This is a genomic window from Pseudonocardia sp. Ae505_Ps2 (assembly GCF_001932425.1).
In the GTDB taxonomy this organism is placed as follows: domain Bacteria; phylum Actinomycetota; class Actinomycetes; order Mycobacteriales; family Pseudonocardiaceae; genus Pseudonocardia.
Map to the genome: position 1 here is coordinate 4,422,097 of NZ_MCIP01000001.1, position 16,375 is coordinate 4,438,471.

Here is a 16,375-nt window from a genome sequence, read left to right on the forward strand (position 1 = left end):
ACCGACCGCACCCGAACGACCGCACCCATCCGTCCCGCCCGGGACACCGGAGGCCACCACCATGACCAGTCTCGACGAGCGCAAGCGCGCCCTGATCGCCCGGCGCCTGGCCGAGTCCGGCCTGCGCCGCAGCGACCCCGGCGCCGCGCCGCGCCGGGCCGGTCGGACCGAGTTCCCGCTGTCGTTCGCGCAGCGACGGATGTGGCTGCACCACCAGATCGTGCCGGGCAGCACCGCGTTCAACCTGTGCATCGAGCTGACCGTCGACGGCGACCTCGACGTGGCGGCCCTGCGGGCGGCCTTCGACGCGCTGGTGGCCCGGCACGAGGTGCTGCGCACCACCTATCACGCGGGCGACGACGGCGACCCGTTCCAGCGGGTGCACGACTCGCTCGACTACCCCTGGGAGGTCCTCGACGCGCCCGGGGCCGACGCCGACGCGCGTCGTGCCCGGGTCCGCGAGCTGGCCCGCGAGCGGGCGTCGCGGCCCTACGACCTCGCCGCGGACTCCGCGCTGCGGGTGGCGGTGCTCCGGGAGGGCCCGGCACGCACGACGGTGTTGCTGCAGGTCCACCACATCGCCTGGGACGGCCTCACCTTCGCCGTGATCTCCCGCGACCTGGAGCGCGCCTACCGGCAGGCCCTGGACGGGGCGGTGACCACGACCCCACCGCAGCGCCAGGTCGCGGACTTCGCCGATGCCGAACAGCGGGCGTGGGCCGCTGCCGGGCAGGGGAGCGGCCACGACGCCGACGCCGCGTTCTGGCGGCAGCGGCTCGCCGAACCGGTCCCCGCGCTGTTCGACCGGCTGCCGGCCGAGGACCCCACGGCCGGCGTCGAGACGGGCGGACGGGTCGACCGGCGCTTCTCCCCGGCCGCCGCCCGCGCGGTCCGGGAGCTGTCCGCGCAGCTGGGCACGACGCCGTACACGGTGGTCCTCGCCTGCTACAGCGCCGTGCTGAGCCGGTTCGCCGGCACCGGCGACGTCGCCGTCGGCACCGCCGTGGTCAACCGCGAGGAAGGCGGGGTCACCGAGCTCGTCGGCAACTTCGGCAACCTGGTCGTACTGCGCTCGCAGGTGCGGTCCGACGACACCGTCCGGTCGCTCACCGGCCGGGTCGCGGGCGTCGCGGCCGACGGGTTCGCCCACCAGGGCTTCCCCTACGACCGGCTCGTCGAGCAGCTGAACCCGTCGGCGTCGGGACAGGACCGTTCGCTGTTCGAGGCCCAGCTGCTGTTCCTCACCCAGAAGCTGGACGGCCCGCAGCTGCCCGGTGCCACCACGAGCTGGCTGCGCACCGACAACGGCACCGCCCAGCACCCGCTGGCGCTGGAGGTGTTCCTCACCGACGACGGCTTCGACGTCGAGGCCACCTACGCCGCGGCGCACCTCACCGCGGACGCCGTGTCCACCCTGCTGGCCGACCTCGAGGCACTGCTCGAGGACGCCGGGGACGACCCGGACCGCCGGCTCGCCGACATCTTCACCACCCGCCCGGTGCACCGGTCGGTCACCGCCACCGACGGCGGGCCACGCTGGAACCCGGCCGACGCGCTCGGCCCGGGCGTCGCCGACCGCGCCGACGAGGTGGCCCTGGTCGCCGCGCCCGGCCCCGGGAAGGCTCCGGTGGAGGTCACCGTCGCCGAGCTCGACGACACCGCCGACCGCGTCGCCGCCGCGCTGCGTGCGCGCGGCATCGGGCCGGAGGACCGGGTCGCCGTGCTGCTGCCCCGCACCACCGGCCTGGTCGCCGCCGTGCTCGGCGTCCTGCGCGCCGGCGCGGCCCTCGTACCGGTGGATCCCGGCTACCCGGCCGCACGGATCCGGCACGTGCTCACCGACTCCGCGCCCGCCCTGGTGATCACCGACGGTGCCGCCGTCGCGACCGGTGCGGCCACGGCGAGCGTCGCGGACCTGGCGACGGGCCCGGCCCCGGACCGGCCGTTCGACCGGCCGCGCCCCGAGCAGGCCGCCCACCTCGTCTACACCTCCGGATCGACCGGCGTGCCCAAGGGCGTCCTCGGCACCCACCGCGGCCTGGCCCGGCGGCTGGACTGGGCGGGCCGGGCCTGGCCGGTCGAGCCCGGTGACGTCCGGGTCGCCAAGAGCTCGATCGCCTTCATCGACGGGGTCACTGAACTGCTCGCCGCGCTGGCCGGTGGGGCGCGGGTGCTGGTCGCCGACGACGCCACCGCGACGGAGCCGGAGGCACTGGCCCGGCTGCTGCGCACCGAGCCGGTCGCGCAGGTCACCGCCGTCCCGTCGCTGGTGTCCGTGCTCGCCGAGACCCCCGGCCCGGTCGCGGTGCGCCGCTGGATCTGCTCCGGCGAGCCGCTGACCGCCACCGCCGTCGCGGCCGCGCGCGCGTGGGCGCCCGGCTCGGTCGTCGTGAACTCCTACGGATCCTCCGAGGTCGCCGGCGACGTGCTCGCCGGAGAGGTCGACGGCGACGAGCGCGTCACGGCCGGGCGGGTGGTGCCCGGCAGCACCGTCGCGCTGCTCGACCGGTTCCTGGCCCCGGTACCCGACGGCGTCGTCGGCGAGCTGTACGTCGGCGGCGAGCAGGTGGCCCGCGGCTACGCCGGCCGGCCGGCCGAGACCGCCGCCCGGTTCGTCGCCGACCCGGCCGTGCCCGGCGCCCGCCTCTACCGCACCGGTGACCTCGCCCGGCGCCTGCCCGACGGCCGGTTCGAGCTGCTCGGCCGCGCCGACGACCAGGTCACCGTGCGCGGCGTGCGGGTCGAACCCGGCGAGGTGGAGGCCGCCCTGGTCGCACAGCCGGGTGTGCGCGCGGCCGTGGTCGTCGCCCGCACGGTCGGCGACGGACCGTCCCTGGTCGCCTACGTCGTCCCCGCCGACGACACCGCCGAGCTCGTGGGGGAGGACCTGCGCACGGCCGTCGCGCAGCGGCTGCCGTCGCAGTTCGTGCCGGCCACGGTCGTCGTGCTCCCGGAGCTGCCGCGCACCCCCGGCGGCAAGATCGACACGCGTGCGCTGCCGGTGCCCGACCGCGTCCACGGTGGCTCGCGCCCGCCCCGGGACGACCGCGAGCGCGCACTGTGCGCACTGTTCGAACAGCTCCTCGACCGCACCGGGGTCGGCGTCGACGACGACTTCTTCGTCCTCGGCGGGCACTCGCTGTCCGCGCTGCGGCTGGCCAACCGGGTGCGGGCACGGCTCGGCGCCCCGGTCACGGTCCCGGACGTCTTCGCCCGCCCGACCGTCGCCGGACTCGCCGCGCTGGTCGCGGACCACGCCCCCGCCGGTACCGACGACCGGGACCCGGCTGCCGCCGACGGCCCGGTCCGCCGCCCGGACACCGCACCCGCGGTCCTCGCCCCCGCCCAGCATCCGATGTGGACGCTGTACCGGATGCAGGGCCCCGGCGCGGCCTACAACGTCCCCCGCGAGTGGACCGTCACCGGCCCGTTCGACCCCGAGGCGTTCCGTGCCGCGCTGCACGACGTCGTCGCCCGTCACGAGGTGCTGCGCACCACCTACGGCGAGACCGCCGACGGCACGGTCACCGTGGACGTCCATCCGCCCGGTGAGCTGCCGGTGCACGTCGGGACCGGAGCCTCGGACGAGGCGGGCGCCGACGCGACGCTCGCCGCGCTCGTCGGGCACCGCTTCGACCTGGAGCGCGAGGCCCCGGTCCGCGCCGAGATCGCCCGCACCGCCGACGACCGCCACCGCATCGGGCTCGTCTGCCACCACATCGCCGTCGACGAGTGGTCCCTGCGGGTCCTGCTCGCCGACCTCGGCACCGCCTACGCCGCCCGCCGCGCCGGGCGCGCCCCCGCCCTGCCCGCACCGCCGCTGCGCTTCGGCGACGTCGCCGCCTGGCAGGCCGCGCTCGTCGGGACCCCGCAGGAGCCGACCGACCGCGCACGGCGCCAGCTGGAGTTCTGGGCCGACCGGCTGACCGGCGCGCCGCCGGTCACCACGCTCCCCCCCCCCGACCGGCCCCGGCCCGCGACGCCCGGCGGGAACGGCGCCGAGGTCCGCTCCGAGTTCGGCCCCGAGCTGGCCGCGGCGCTCGGCGTCGCCGCCCAGCGGCACGGGACCAGCATGTTCATGCTGCTGCACGCCGCACTGGCCGTCCTGCTGGAGGCGCACGCCGACGCCGACCGCGACCCCGGCGACGACGCCGGGGACGCCGTCGTGGTCGGCACCCCGGTCTCGGCGCGGCGGCACGCGGGGGCCGAGGACGTCGTCGGGTTCGCGCTGACCACCCTGGCGCTGCGGCTGGACCTGCACGGTGACCCGACCCTGGCCGAGGTCCTGGACCGGGCCCGCACCGCGGACCTGGCCGCGATGGAGCACGCCGACGTCCCCTTCGACCGCGTCGTCGACCGGATCGGCCCGGAGCGGGGCGCGGCCTCGCCCCTGTTCCAGGTGGAGCTGCTCTACCTGCGTACCGACCCCGACCGCAGCGAGCTCGACCTGGACGGCGCCGTCACCACGGCCCGGCGCACCGGCACCGGCTCGGCGAAGTTCGACGCGACCTTCGCCTTCCACGAGTCCGTCACCGAGACCGGCGACCCGCGGCTGGGCGTGATCGTCGAGTACGCCACCGAGCTCTACGACGCCACGACCATCGAGGCGGTGCTCGCGCGGCTGGAGCGTCTGCTGGACCTGGTCGCCTCGGCGCCCGGCACCCGGCTCTCCCAGCTGCGGCTCGACCCGCCGGCCCCGGCACCCGCTCCGGCGCCGACCGGCACCGATCGGCTCCCCGGGACCCTCCCCGCCACCCTCGCGGCACTGTTCGCCGCGACCGTCGCGGCCCGGCCCGAGGGCCCCGCGCTGGTCGCCGGGGCGGAGCGGCTGACCTGGGGCGAGCTCGGCGACCGCGCCGGGCGGCTGGCCGCCGTGCTCGTCGCCGACGGGGTCCGCCCGGGGGACCGGGTGGCCGTCGGCGTCCCGCGCGGCGCCGACATGGTCGTCGCGGTGCTCGCCGTCGCCCTCGCCGGGGCCACCGCGGTCCCGCTGGACGTCGACTCCCCGGCCGGTCGCCTCGCGCTCATCGTCGGCGACGCCCGGCCGCACAGCCTGCTGGCCGTCGCCACGACCCCGCAGAGCGTGACCGGTCTCGGCCCGCGCGTGGTCGCAGTCGACGCGCTCCCGGCGGACGTCGCACCGCTGCCCGAGCCCGTCGCCGTCCCCGCAGCGCAGCCAGCGTACATCGTCTACACCTCCGGGTCCACCGGCCGGCCCAAGGGCGTCGAGGTCCCGCACCGTGCGGTGCTGTCGCTGCTGGCGGCGACCGTGGCACCCGGCGGCACCATGGACGTCACCGCCGACGACGTGTTCTCCCTGGTCCACTCGATCGCCTTCGACGTGTCGGTGTTCGAGCTGTGGGGCGCGGTCGCGACCGGCGCGACGGTCGTGGTCGTCGACGGCGACACCGCACGTGACCCGGAGCGCCTCTGGGCACTGATCGCGGCCGAGCGGGTCAGCGTGCTCAGCCAGACGCCCTCGGCGTTCGGCCCCCTGGCCCTCGCCGAGCCCACCGGCGGCGCGGCGGCCGAGACCCTGCGCTACGTGGTGTTCGCCGGGGAGGCACTGGAGCCGCGGCTGCTGCGGGACTGGTGCGCCCGGCACGCCCCCGGCGCCCCGGTGCTGGCCAACCTCTACGGCATCACCGAGACCACGGTGCACACCACCTACCGTGAGATCGGCCCCGCCGACCTCGACCGGCCGGTCAGCCCGGTCGGTGGCCCACTGGCCGGGCTGGAGGTACGGCTGCTGGACCGGCGGCTGCGACCGGTCCCGCAGGGCGTCGTCGGAGAGATCCACGTCGCCGGAGCCCAGCTGGCCCAGGGCTACGCCGACCGCCCCGACCTCACCGCCGTCCGGTTCGTGGCCGACCCCGACGGCCCACCCGGCACCCGGCTCTACCGGTCCGGTGACCTCGCCCGGTTCGACCGGGCCGGGGAGCTGGAGTTCGCCGGCCGCGCCGACGAACAGGTGAAGATCCGCGGGTACCGGGTCGAGCTGGGGGAGGTCGACGCCGGCCTGCTCACGCTGCCGGGGATCGCGCAGGCGGTCACCCGGGTGCACACCGGCACCGACGCCGCCGACCGGCGGCTCGTCGGCTACGTCGTGCCGACCCCCGGCACCACGGCCGACCCCGCCGCCGTGCGCACCGCCCTGGGCGCCGTCCTGCCCGGGTACATGGTCCCGGCCGCGATCGTCGTGCTGGAGCGGCTGCCGTTGACCGTCAACGGCAAGCTCGACCGCCGCGCCCTGCCGGAGCCCGACTTCGGCGGGGGCCCCGTCACCGCGGACCGCGAGCCCGCCGACGACGTCGAGCGGACCCTGTGCGCCGCGTTCGCGAAGGTCCTCGGCGCTGCCCGGGTCGGCCCGGACGACGACTTCTTCACCCTCGGCGGCGACAGCATCCTCGCCACCCGGGTCGTGCGGGCCGCGCGCGAGGCCGGACTCGACGTCCGCACCTCGCACGTGTTCGCCCACCGGACCCCGGCCGGGATGGCCCGCGTCGCGGGCACGGCACCGCAGACGGTCCGCACCGACACCCGGCTGCTGCGCGACCTGCTCGGGCTCGGCCCGGCCGACGTCGCCGCGCTCGGCGAGCGGGTCGGCGGCACCGCCACCGACGTCTGGCCGATGTCCCCGCTGCAGGAGGGCCTCTACTTCCAGTCCGTCTACGACGCCGCCGAGGGCACCGGCGGTGACACGGCCGGCAGCGGCGTCTACATCCTGCAGACCGTGTTCACCCTGAACCGCACCCTGGACCGCGAGCGGCTCCGGGACGCGCTGGCCCGGCTGGTCGCGGCCACGCCGCTGCTGCGGGTGGGGTTCACCACCGACGACCGCGGCCGCCCGGTCCAGGTCGTCCGGGACCACCTCCCCGACCTGCCGGTGCCGGAGCTGTCCGTGGCGTCCGTGGACGGTGCCCGCGAGGCCGCCGAGCAGGAGCGGGGGCGACCCATCCCGCTCGACGCGCCGCCGCTGTTTCGCCTGCTCCTCGTGCACCTGCCCGACGGCCGGGACCGGCTGGTGCTCACCAACCACTTCCAGCTGTTCGACGGCGCGTCGGCCATGCGCGTCGTCGACCGCCTGCTCACCCTGCACGACGGTGGCGAGCCCCCGGCGGCGCCCGGCTACGACACGTACCTGCGCTGGACCGCCGACCAGGACGAGAAGACCTCGCGCGAGGTGTGGGAGCGGGCCTACGCCGACCTCGCCGCCCCGACCCTGGTCGCGGGCGAGGAGCAGCGGTCCTTCACCGAACCCTCGGCCCGGATCGGGACCCGGCTCGGGGTCCCGCTGTCCGACCGGGTCCGGGCCGTCGCCGCCGGGCACGGGGTCACCGTCAACACCGTCCTGATCGCGGCGCTCGGCGTCGTGCTCGGCCATGCCACCGGCGGCGACGACGTCGTGCTCGGCACGCCGATGGCCGTCGCACCGGACGAGATCGCCGGGGTGGAGCACTCCGTCGGGCTCTTCCTCAACACCGTCCCCGTCCGGGTCCGGCTCGCCCCCACCGACACCGGCGCCGACGTGCTGCGCCGCCTCGCCGACGAGCGCGCCGACCTCGTCGCGCACGAGTACCTCGGGCTGGGGCAGATCCAGCAGGCCACCGGCCGTCCGCGGCTGTTCGACACCCTGTTCACCCTGCGCAACGCCTGGGACGCGTTCGCCGAGGCCGCGCAGCGGCACGGGATGGCCGACGTCGAGACCCTCGACGACTCCCACTTCCCGCTGTCGTTCGCGGTCAACCCGTTCGACGACATGGAGCTGACCGTCGACCACCGTCCGGAGGCGGTCGACACCGATACCGCACGGTCGCTGATGGACCGCTTCGTCGCGGTGCTCGACGCCCTCACCGCCGCGCCGGACGCCCCGCTCGCCGCGGTTGACCTCGGCGTCGCCGTGGACACCGGTGCGACCGCCACCCCGGTCCCGGACGCCACCATCGCCGAGCTGCTCGCCGAGCGGGCCGCGACCTGCCCGGAACGCACCGCCCTGGTGGCGGGGGAGTCCCGGCTGACCTTCGCCGAGCTCGACGCCCGGGTCACCCGCACCGCGCGGGTCCTGCGGGCCCGCGGTGCCGGCCCCGAGACCGTCGTGGCGCTGGGTCTGCCGCGGTCGACGGCCAACGTCGTCGCGTTGTTCGCGGTGCTGCGTGCCGGCGCGGCCTATGTGCCGTTGGAGTTGGACCATCCCGACGAGCGGCTCGCGGAGATTCTTACCGCGTCGGGGGCGGCGTTGTTGGTGACCGATTCCACCGTCGCCGCCCGTTTCGATCCGTCCGTGCCGCAGGTGTGTCTGGACGAGCCGGGTCTGTTCGACGGTGTCCCGGACACTCCGTTGTCGGTCGAGGAGCTGGGTGCTTTCGCGCCCGGTACCCCGGGCCGGCTCGACCACCCCGCCTATGTGATCTTCACGTCGGGGTCGACGGGGAAGCCCAAGGGTGTGGTGACTCCGTTCCGTGGGTTGACGAACATGCAGGTCAACCACCGTCGGGAGATTTTCGCTCCGACGATCGAGGCTGCGGGTGGTCGGGTGTTGCGGATCGCGCACACGGTGTCGTTCGCGTTCGACATGTCGTGGGAGGAGCTGCTCTGGCTGGTGGAGGGGCATGAGGTGCATGTGTGCGACGAGGAGCTGCGTCGTGATGCGGAGCGTCTCGTGGAGTACTGCGGTGAGCATCGGGTGGACGTGGTGAACGTGACCCCGACCTACGCCCATCACCTGTTCGCCGCGGGTCTGTTGGACGGTCCGCACGTGCCGCCGTTGGTGTTGCTCGGTGGTGAGGCGGTGCCGGAGTCGGTGTGGTCGCGGTTGCGCGAGACCGAGGGGACGTGGGGTTACAACCTGTACGGTCCGACCGAGTACACGATCAACACCCTCGGCGCGGGCACCACCGACAGCGCCACCTCCACGGTCGGCACCGCCATCACCAACACCGCGGCCCACGTCCTCGACGGCTGGCTGCGCCCCGTGCCCGACGGCGTGGTCGGCGAGCTCTACATCGCCGGAGCAGGGCTCGCCCGCGGCTACCTGGACCGTCCCGCCCTGACCGCCGAGCGGTTCGTGGCCGACCTCCGGATCCCGGGTGGCCGGATGTACCGGACCGGTGACCTGGTCCGGCGTCGCGGCGACGGGAACCTGGACTTCCTGGGGCGCAGCGACGACCAGCTCAAGATCCGCGGCTACCGGGTGGAACCGGCCGAGATCGAGACCGCGCTGGCCGCCGCCGACGGGGTCTCCCAGGCCGCCGTCGTCGCCCGCCCGCACCCGGAGGTACCCGGCCAGCGCCAGCTCGCGGCCTACCTCGTCGGCGACCCCGACCCGGCCACCGTCCGCGACGCGGTGGCCCGCGTGCTGCCCGACTACATGGTGCCCACGCTGTGGGCGGTGGTCGACGCGCTCCCGCTCACCGTCAACGGCAAGCTCGACGTCGCCGCCCTCCCCGAGCCCGCCGCCCTGCGCCGCAGCGGGGGACGCGCACCGCGCACACCACTGGAGGAGACCCTCTGCTCGATCGTCGCGGAGGTCGTCGGCGTCGACGGCGTCGGCCCCGACGACGACTTCTTCGACCTCGGCGGCGACAGCATCTCGGCGCTGGCCCTGGCGAACCGGGCCCGCAAGGCCGGCATCCGGATCCGCCCCCGCCACGTGTTCGAGGCCCGCACCGTCACCCGGCTCGCCCCCTACGGCAGCCGGACCGCCACGGCCCGCCCGGCCCTGCAGCCCGTGCACCACGACGGAGGAGAACGGGAGATCTCCGCCGGGCAGCGGCAGATGCTCGCGCTGTCGCGGGTCGGCGGACCCAGCGCGGTCTACAACGTGCCGGGCGTCCTGCGCCTGCACGGCCCGCTCGACACCGACGCGCTGCGCGCCGCCTGGCTCGACGTCCTCGGTCGGCACGAGGTGCTGCGCACGATCTACCCCGACGGCGCGACCACGGCCCGGGTGCTCGAGCCGGGCGCCGTCGGACCGGTCGTCACCACCGAGCGGATCGACGCGGCGGACCTCGACAGCCGGATCGAGACCGCGGTGCGCGCCCCGTTCGACCTCGCCCGTGAAGCACCGACCCGGGTCACCCTGTTCGAGCTGGGCCCCGACGAGCACGTCCTGGTCGCGGTGCTGCACCACATCGCCGTCGACGAGTGGTCATGGCGCCCCCTCATCGAGGACCTCCAGACCGCCTACCGGGCACGGCTGCGCTCCGGCCCGGACGCGCCGTCGTCGCTGCCCGCGCCGACCGTCCGCTACGCCGACTTCGCCGCCTGGCAGCGCGACTGCCTCGCCGACGGGTCGGACACCTCGGCCACGGCGCAGCTGGACTTCTGGCGGACCACACTGACCGGCGCCCCGGTCGAGACCACGCTGCCGGTCGACCGGCAGCGTCCCGCCGCCCCCACCGGGGCAGGCGATGCCGTACCGGTCGAGGTGGGCCCGGAGCTGACCGCCGAGCTGCACCGGCTGGCCCGCTCGCACGACGTCACCGTGTTCATGCTGCTGCACGCCGCGCTCGCCGTGCTGCTGTCCCGGCACACCGGCTCGCCCGACGTGGTCGTCGGCACCCCGATCTCGACCCGCTTCGACCCGGCGCTCGACGACGCGGTGGGCTACTTCCTCAACACCCTCGCCCTGCGGACCGACGTGGCGCCCGACCACACGGTGGCCGACCTGCTGCGCGCGGTCCGGGGCGCCGACCTCGACGCCTACGACCGGGCCGACGTGCCCTTCTCCGACGTCGTGGCCGCCGTGGCCCCGGACCGGGCGCCCGGGCGCAGCCCGCTGTTCCAGGTGATGGTGGTGTGCCTGGGCGGCGACGCGAACGCCCTGCCCCCCCGCCTCGACGGCGTGGACGCGAGCGCCGACGTCGTCCGCACGGGCACGGCGAAGTTCGACGCGTCGTTCAACTTCACCGACACCCCCGACCTGCTCTCCGGCGTCGTCGAGTACTCCACCGACCTGTTCGACCGGTCCACGATGGAGCGCGCCGCCGACCGCATGGTCGCGGTACTGCGGGCCTTCGCCGACGACCCGGCACGTCCGGTCGGGTCGATCGACGTCCTCGCCCCGGCCGACCACGCCGACGCCGTCGCGCGTGCGGCGTCCGCGGTCGCCCCGGTCCCGGACGCCACCATCGCGGAGCTGCTCGCCGAGCGCGCCGCGACCTGCCCGGACCGGACCGCACTGGTCTCCGGCGACGAGCACGTCACCTTCGCCGAGTTCGACGCCCGCGTCACCCGGCTCGCCCGCGTCCTGCGCTCCCGCGGGGCCGGCCCGGAGACGGTCGTGGCGCTCGGGCTGCCGCGCTCGGTGGACAACGTGGTGGCGTTGTTCGCGGTCCTGCGGGCCGGTGCGGCGTACGTGCCGCTGGAGCTGGACCATCCCGACGAGCGGCTGGCCGAGGTGCTCGTCGCCTCGGGGGCGACGCTGCTGGTGACGGTCGCGGGTGTGGCCGCACGGTTCGACGGCGCGGTGGAGCAGGTGCGCCTGGACGAGCCGGGTCTGTTCGACGGTGTCCCGGACACGCCGCTGACCGATGAGGAGCTGGGGTCGTTCGCGCCCGGCACTCCGGGTCGGCTGGACCATCCCGCGTATGTGATCTTCACGTCGGGGTCGACGGGGAAGCCGAAGGGTGTGGTGACTCCGTTCCGTGGGTTGACGAACATGCAGGTCAACCACCGTCGGGAGATTTTCGCTCCGACGATCGACGCCGCGGGTGGTCGGGTGCTGCGGATCGCGCACACGGTGTCGTTCGCGTTCGACATGTCCTGGGAGGAGCTGCTCTGGCTGGTGGAGGGCCACGAGGTCCACGTGTGCGACGAGGAGCTGCGTCGCGACGCGGAGCGTCTCGTGGAGTACTGCGGTGAGCATCGGGTGGACGTGGTGAACGTGACCCCGACCTACGCCCATCACCTGTTCGCCGCGGGCTTGTTGGACGGCCCGCACGTGCCGCCGTTGGTGCTGCTCGGTGGTGAGGCGGTGCCGGAGTCGGTGTGGTCGCGGCTGCGCGACACCGACGGGACGTGGGGCTACAACCTGTACGGTCCGACCGAGTACACGATCAACACTCTCGGCGCGGGCACCACCGACAGCCCGACGTCCACCGTCGGCACCCCCATCACCAACACCACCGCCTACGTCCTCGACGGCTGGCTGCGGCCGGTGCCCGACGGCGTCGTCGGTGAGCTCTACATCGCCGGGACCGGACTGGCCCGCGGCTACCTGGACCGGCCGGACTCGACGGCGGAGCGGTTCGTCGCCGACCCGTGGACCCCGGGTGGCCGGATGTACCGGACCGGTGACCTGGTGCGGCGCCGCGGCGACGGGAACCTCGACTTCCTCGGCCGCAGCGACGACCAGGTGAAGATCCGCGGCTACCGGGTGGAACCGGCGGAGGTCGAGACCGCGCTGGGCGCGGTGGAGGGGGTCGACCAGGCCGCCGTCGTCATCCGCACGACCGGGACGACGAAGCGGCTCGCGGCCTACCTGGTCGGCGACCCCGACCCGGAGACGGTCCGCGACGCGGTGGCCCGCGTGCTGCCCGACTACATGGTGCCCACCCTGTGGGCGGTGGTCGACACGCTGCCGCTGACGGTCAACGGCAAGCTCGACACCGGTGCGCTGCCCGAGCCCGAACCGATCGCGCACCGCGCCTCCCGCGCCCCCCGCACCCCGCTCGAACAGCGGCTGTGCGCGATCGTCGCCGCCGTCCTCGGACTGGACACGGTCGGCATCGACGACGACTTCTTCGGCCTCGGCGGCGACAGCCTCGGCGCCATCGACATCGCCGCCACCGCCCGGCGCGAGGGCATCGAGCTGCGCGTCCGGGACCTGCTCGTCGCCGGGACGGTCGCCGCGGTCGCGGCGGCGCTCGACGCCGGCGAGGGCGAGGGCGGTGACACAGCCGGTACCGCCGGCACGGTCGGTGCCGGGGCATCGGCCACCCCGGCCGCCGACGAGCCCGGCACCGCGCCGCTCACTCCGGTCCTGTCCTGGCTGGGATCCGTGGGCGGCCCGGTCGCCGGCCGGGCACAGGCGGTGCTGGTCACCACCCCCGCCGGGTTCGACGCCGACGACCTCACCGCGCTGGCCGACGCCCTGGTCACCCGGCACCCGGTCCTGCACTCGGCCCTGGAGACCGACGCGGACGGGCGCTGGACGGGCCTGCAGATCCTCCCGCGCCACGACGCCGACCCGGCTGCGCTGGTCCGGCGGGTTCCCGTCGACCCGGCCGCCGGGGCCGACGCACTCACCCGCGCCGTCACCGAGGCGACCGTCGCCGCCCGCGACGAGCTCGACGCGGGACCCGGCGGGATGCTGCGGCTGCTCTGGTTCGACCGCGGCACCGAGCCGGGACGGCTCGCGGTCGTGGCGCACCACCTCGCCGTGGACGGCACGTCCTGGCGGGTGCTCGCCGAGGACATCGCGACCCACGGCACCGGGACCGAACCGGCCCCGGAGGCCACCGGCTTCGCCGCGTTCGCCGCGCGGCTCCACGCCCACGGCGCCGGACCACAGGTCACCGCGGAGACCGGCTTCTGGACCGAGACCCTCTCCTCGTCGGCCCCGCTGCCGGCGCTGCGGCCCCGCGACCACCGGGACACCCACGCCGACCTCCGGCAGACCGTCGTGACCGGCCCGGACGTCGTCACCACGCTCGCCGGGAGGCACGGCGCCGGCGCCGAGGCGGTGCTGCTCGCCGTTCTCGGGGAGGCGCTCACCGTCACCGCGCCGGACGGCCCGCTGCTGGTCGACCTCGAACACCACGGCCGCGCCGAGGAACTCGGGGACGACATCGACCTCGCCCGGACGGTGGGCTGCCTCACCGTGCTCGCCCCGGTCCCGGTGCGCGGCACCCCCGGTCCGGAGGTACCCGACACGGCCCCCGCGATCGCCAGGGCCCGCGACGCCGTCGCCGCACCGCCCGGGCGCGGCCTGGGCTGGGGCCTGCTGCGGTACCCGGCCGACGGCACGCCCCGGGTCACCGGCCCGGGAGCGGAGGTCGCGCTCAACTGGCTCGGTCGCACCACCCGGCCCGCCGGGACCGCGAGCGGCGGCTGGGAGCTCGCCCCCGAGCAGACCGCGGTACGGGTCGGACCCGCGCCCGGCGTGCGGGTCGGGCACTCGCTCGTCGTCGACGTGCTGCTGCGCGACACCATCGACGGCCCCGTCCTGGAGACGACCTTCGGCCACCCCACCGGCGTCCTCGACGCCGGCACGGTCGACCGGGTCGCGCAGCGCTGGGCCGAGGTCCTCATGACCTGGTCGGTGCGTGGCTGATGGCGTCCCTGCTGGTCGACGTCAGCCCGCTGCGCGAGGACCGGACGTTCCGCAACCTGTTCGTCGCCCGGACCATCCTGCTGTTCGGGGTCGGGATCGTCGCGGTCACCGTGCCGCTGGAGGTCTACGGCCGCACCGGCTCCACCCCGGTCGTCGGGATGGTGACCGCGATCGAGTCGGTGGCGTTCGTCGTCGGGTACCTCGGCGGTGGGGTCCTCGCCGACCGGGTCGACCGCTGGCTCCTGGTGCGCGTCACCTGGCTGATCAGCGGGACGACGTTCGCCGGGCTCGCGGTGAACGCCGCCTGGATCGGGTCGACCCCGTTGACCGCCGCACTGGTCGCCGCGAACGGGCTGTCCGGCGCCACCTGCATCACCGCGATGCTCGCCGTGACCCCGTCCATCGTGGACCGGGCCAAGCTGCACGCGGTCGGGGCGTTGAACACCGTGTCGCTGCGCCTCGGCGCGGTGGTCGCCCCGGCCGTCGGCGGCATCGTGTTCGCGGTCGCCTCCGCCGCCTGGAACTACACGGCCGGCGCACTCGCCGCCGCCGTGACGTGGGCGCTGCTCATGGTCGCGCCGCCACCGGGCCGGGGACGGACGACCGCGGCCGCCTCGGCCGGTCCGGACGGCGACGGTCCCGACGGCGACCAGCCCGGCGCGGGCGGCGGGGACGGCGCTCCGCAGGAACCGGTGGAGAGCCCGCTGGCCGCCCTGCGCTCCGGTGCCCGGTTCGCGGTCCGCGAGCCGGTGGTGTTCGGCGTGATGGTCGCCGGCCTCGTCGGGATGGTCGGCGGAGGCTCGTTCGTGCTGGTCCCGGCCTTCGTCGAGGCCCGCTTCGGCGGCTCGTCCACCGTCGTCGGCCTCATGTACTCGGCACTCGCGGCCGGGGTGGTGCTCGGCTCGCTGGGCAGCGGCTGGGTCCGGCGCAGCCCGCGTCCCGGCCGGCTCCTGCTGGCCCTGATGGTCCTCTGCTATGCCTGCTACGCGCTGGCCGGCGCCGCACCGACCGTTGCGCTGGTCCTCGCCGCCCTGGTCGCCGCCGGCGCGACGAACGCGATCGAGGAGGTGCTGCGCTACACGCTGCTGCAGCTCCGCACCCCCGACGCCCTGCTGGGCCGGGTGAACAGCCTGTTCGCCGCCCAGGCCATGACCGGCGCCGCAATCGGCGCCGTCGTCGCCGGGTTCGTCGGCGGCCTCGTCGGCGACGGCGACGCGCTCTGGTTCTACAACACCGTCACCGGTCTGGTCGCCGCCGCGACCGGACTGCTGCTCGGACCGCTGCGCCGGGTCACCCGCGCATCCATCGAGGAGGAACGATGATCTTCGTCGGCGACGGCGCCCTGCTGTGGCGCGCCGTGCGGCACGCCCGGGCCGACGGCCACCCCGTCGACCTCGTCTGCCACGGGCCCCGCACCACCCCACCGCCGGGGTTCGACCCAGGCGCCGCCCGCGAGGTCCGCAGCGGCGCCGACCTCGACGCGCTCGCCGGCGAGCTCGCCGAGCGGTGCACCGACGGCCTGCTGTGGTCGATCGACAACCCGTTCCTGTTCCGGGAGAAAGTGCTGGCCTCGGGGCTGCGGCTGCTCAACGTGCACGGAGGGCCGCTGCCGTCCTACCGCGGCCTCCCGCCGGTGACGGCTGCCTACGCCGTGCTGCACGGCGAGACCAGCTTCGCCGCGACCCTGCACGAGATCGACGCCGGCATCGACACCGGCCCGGTGCTGGCCGAGGCGCGGTTCCCGATCGACCCCGACGCGGTGCTGGAGGACGTGCTGTCCGACCTCGTCGAGGCCGCGCACCGGGCGTTCACCGAGAACCTCGGCGCGGTCGTCGACGGCACCGCCGGACCGGCCCGCCGGCCCGAGGGCGAACCCGGCTACTACGGGCTCGCCGAGGGACTCGCACTCGCCGGGATGCGGGGCCACCCCCGCTACGACCAGGCCACCGACCTGGGGATGTTCGCCGACTACTACCCCGACGCCGCGACGGCCTGGGGCCGCTGAGCCCGCCGTCCCACCTGCCCGTCGACGCCCGGCCCACCACGCCTCGGCACCCCACGACGACCCCCACCCCGGTGGCACGAGCGCCGGCCCGAAGG

At 75.7% G+C, this 16,375-nt stretch carries 3 protein-coding genes; all 3 read left to right on the forward strand.

Annotation, left to right across the window (positions count from 1 at the left end; all coding sequences use genetic code 11):
• Positions 1 to 61 precede the first annotated feature (61 nt).
• The 3 genes from Ae505Ps2_RS20805 to Ae505Ps2_RS20815 are packed head-to-tail and all read left to right on the forward strand — an operon-like array spanning position 62 to position 16,280.
• Complete coding sequence (locus tag Ae505Ps2_RS20805; RefSeq protein ID WP_075553901.1) at positions 62 to 14,275, forward strand: non-ribosomal peptide synthetase; 14,214 nt, start codon at positions 62 to 64, stop codon at positions 14,273 to 14,275.
• Positions 14,275 to 15,597 (forward strand): MFS transporter, encoded by a 1,323-nt coding sequence (locus Ae505Ps2_RS20810; RefSeq protein WP_075333359.1) that lies wholly within the window; start codon positions 14,275 to 14,277, stop codon positions 15,595 to 15,597. Before Ae505Ps2_RS20805 ends, Ae505Ps2_RS20810 begins: the two co-directional genes overlap by 1 nt.
• Positions 15,594 to 16,280, forward strand: a complete 687-nt coding sequence (locus Ae505Ps2_RS20815) for a formyltransferase family protein (RefSeq protein WP_075306636.1) — start codon at positions 15,594 to 15,596, stop codon at positions 16,278 to 16,280. Before Ae505Ps2_RS20810 ends, Ae505Ps2_RS20815 begins: the two co-directional genes overlap by 4 nt.
• Positions 16,281 to 16,375 lie beyond the last annotated feature (95 nt).

Excerpts from the sequence above, each read along its gene's own strand:
- Ae505Ps2_RS20805 (WP_075553901.1), top strand. The coding sequence starts at position 62 with ATGACCAGTCTCGACGAGCGCAAGCGCGCCCTGATCGCCCGGCGCCTG.
- Ae505Ps2_RS20815 (WP_075306636.1), top strand. The coding sequence starts at position 15,594 with ATGATCTTCGTCGGCGACGGCGCCCTGCTGTGGCGCGCCGTGCGGCAC.
- Ae505Ps2_RS20810 (WP_075333359.1), top strand. The coding sequence starts at position 14,275 with ATGGCGTCCCTGCTGGTCGACGTCAGCCCGCTGCGCGAGGACCGGACG.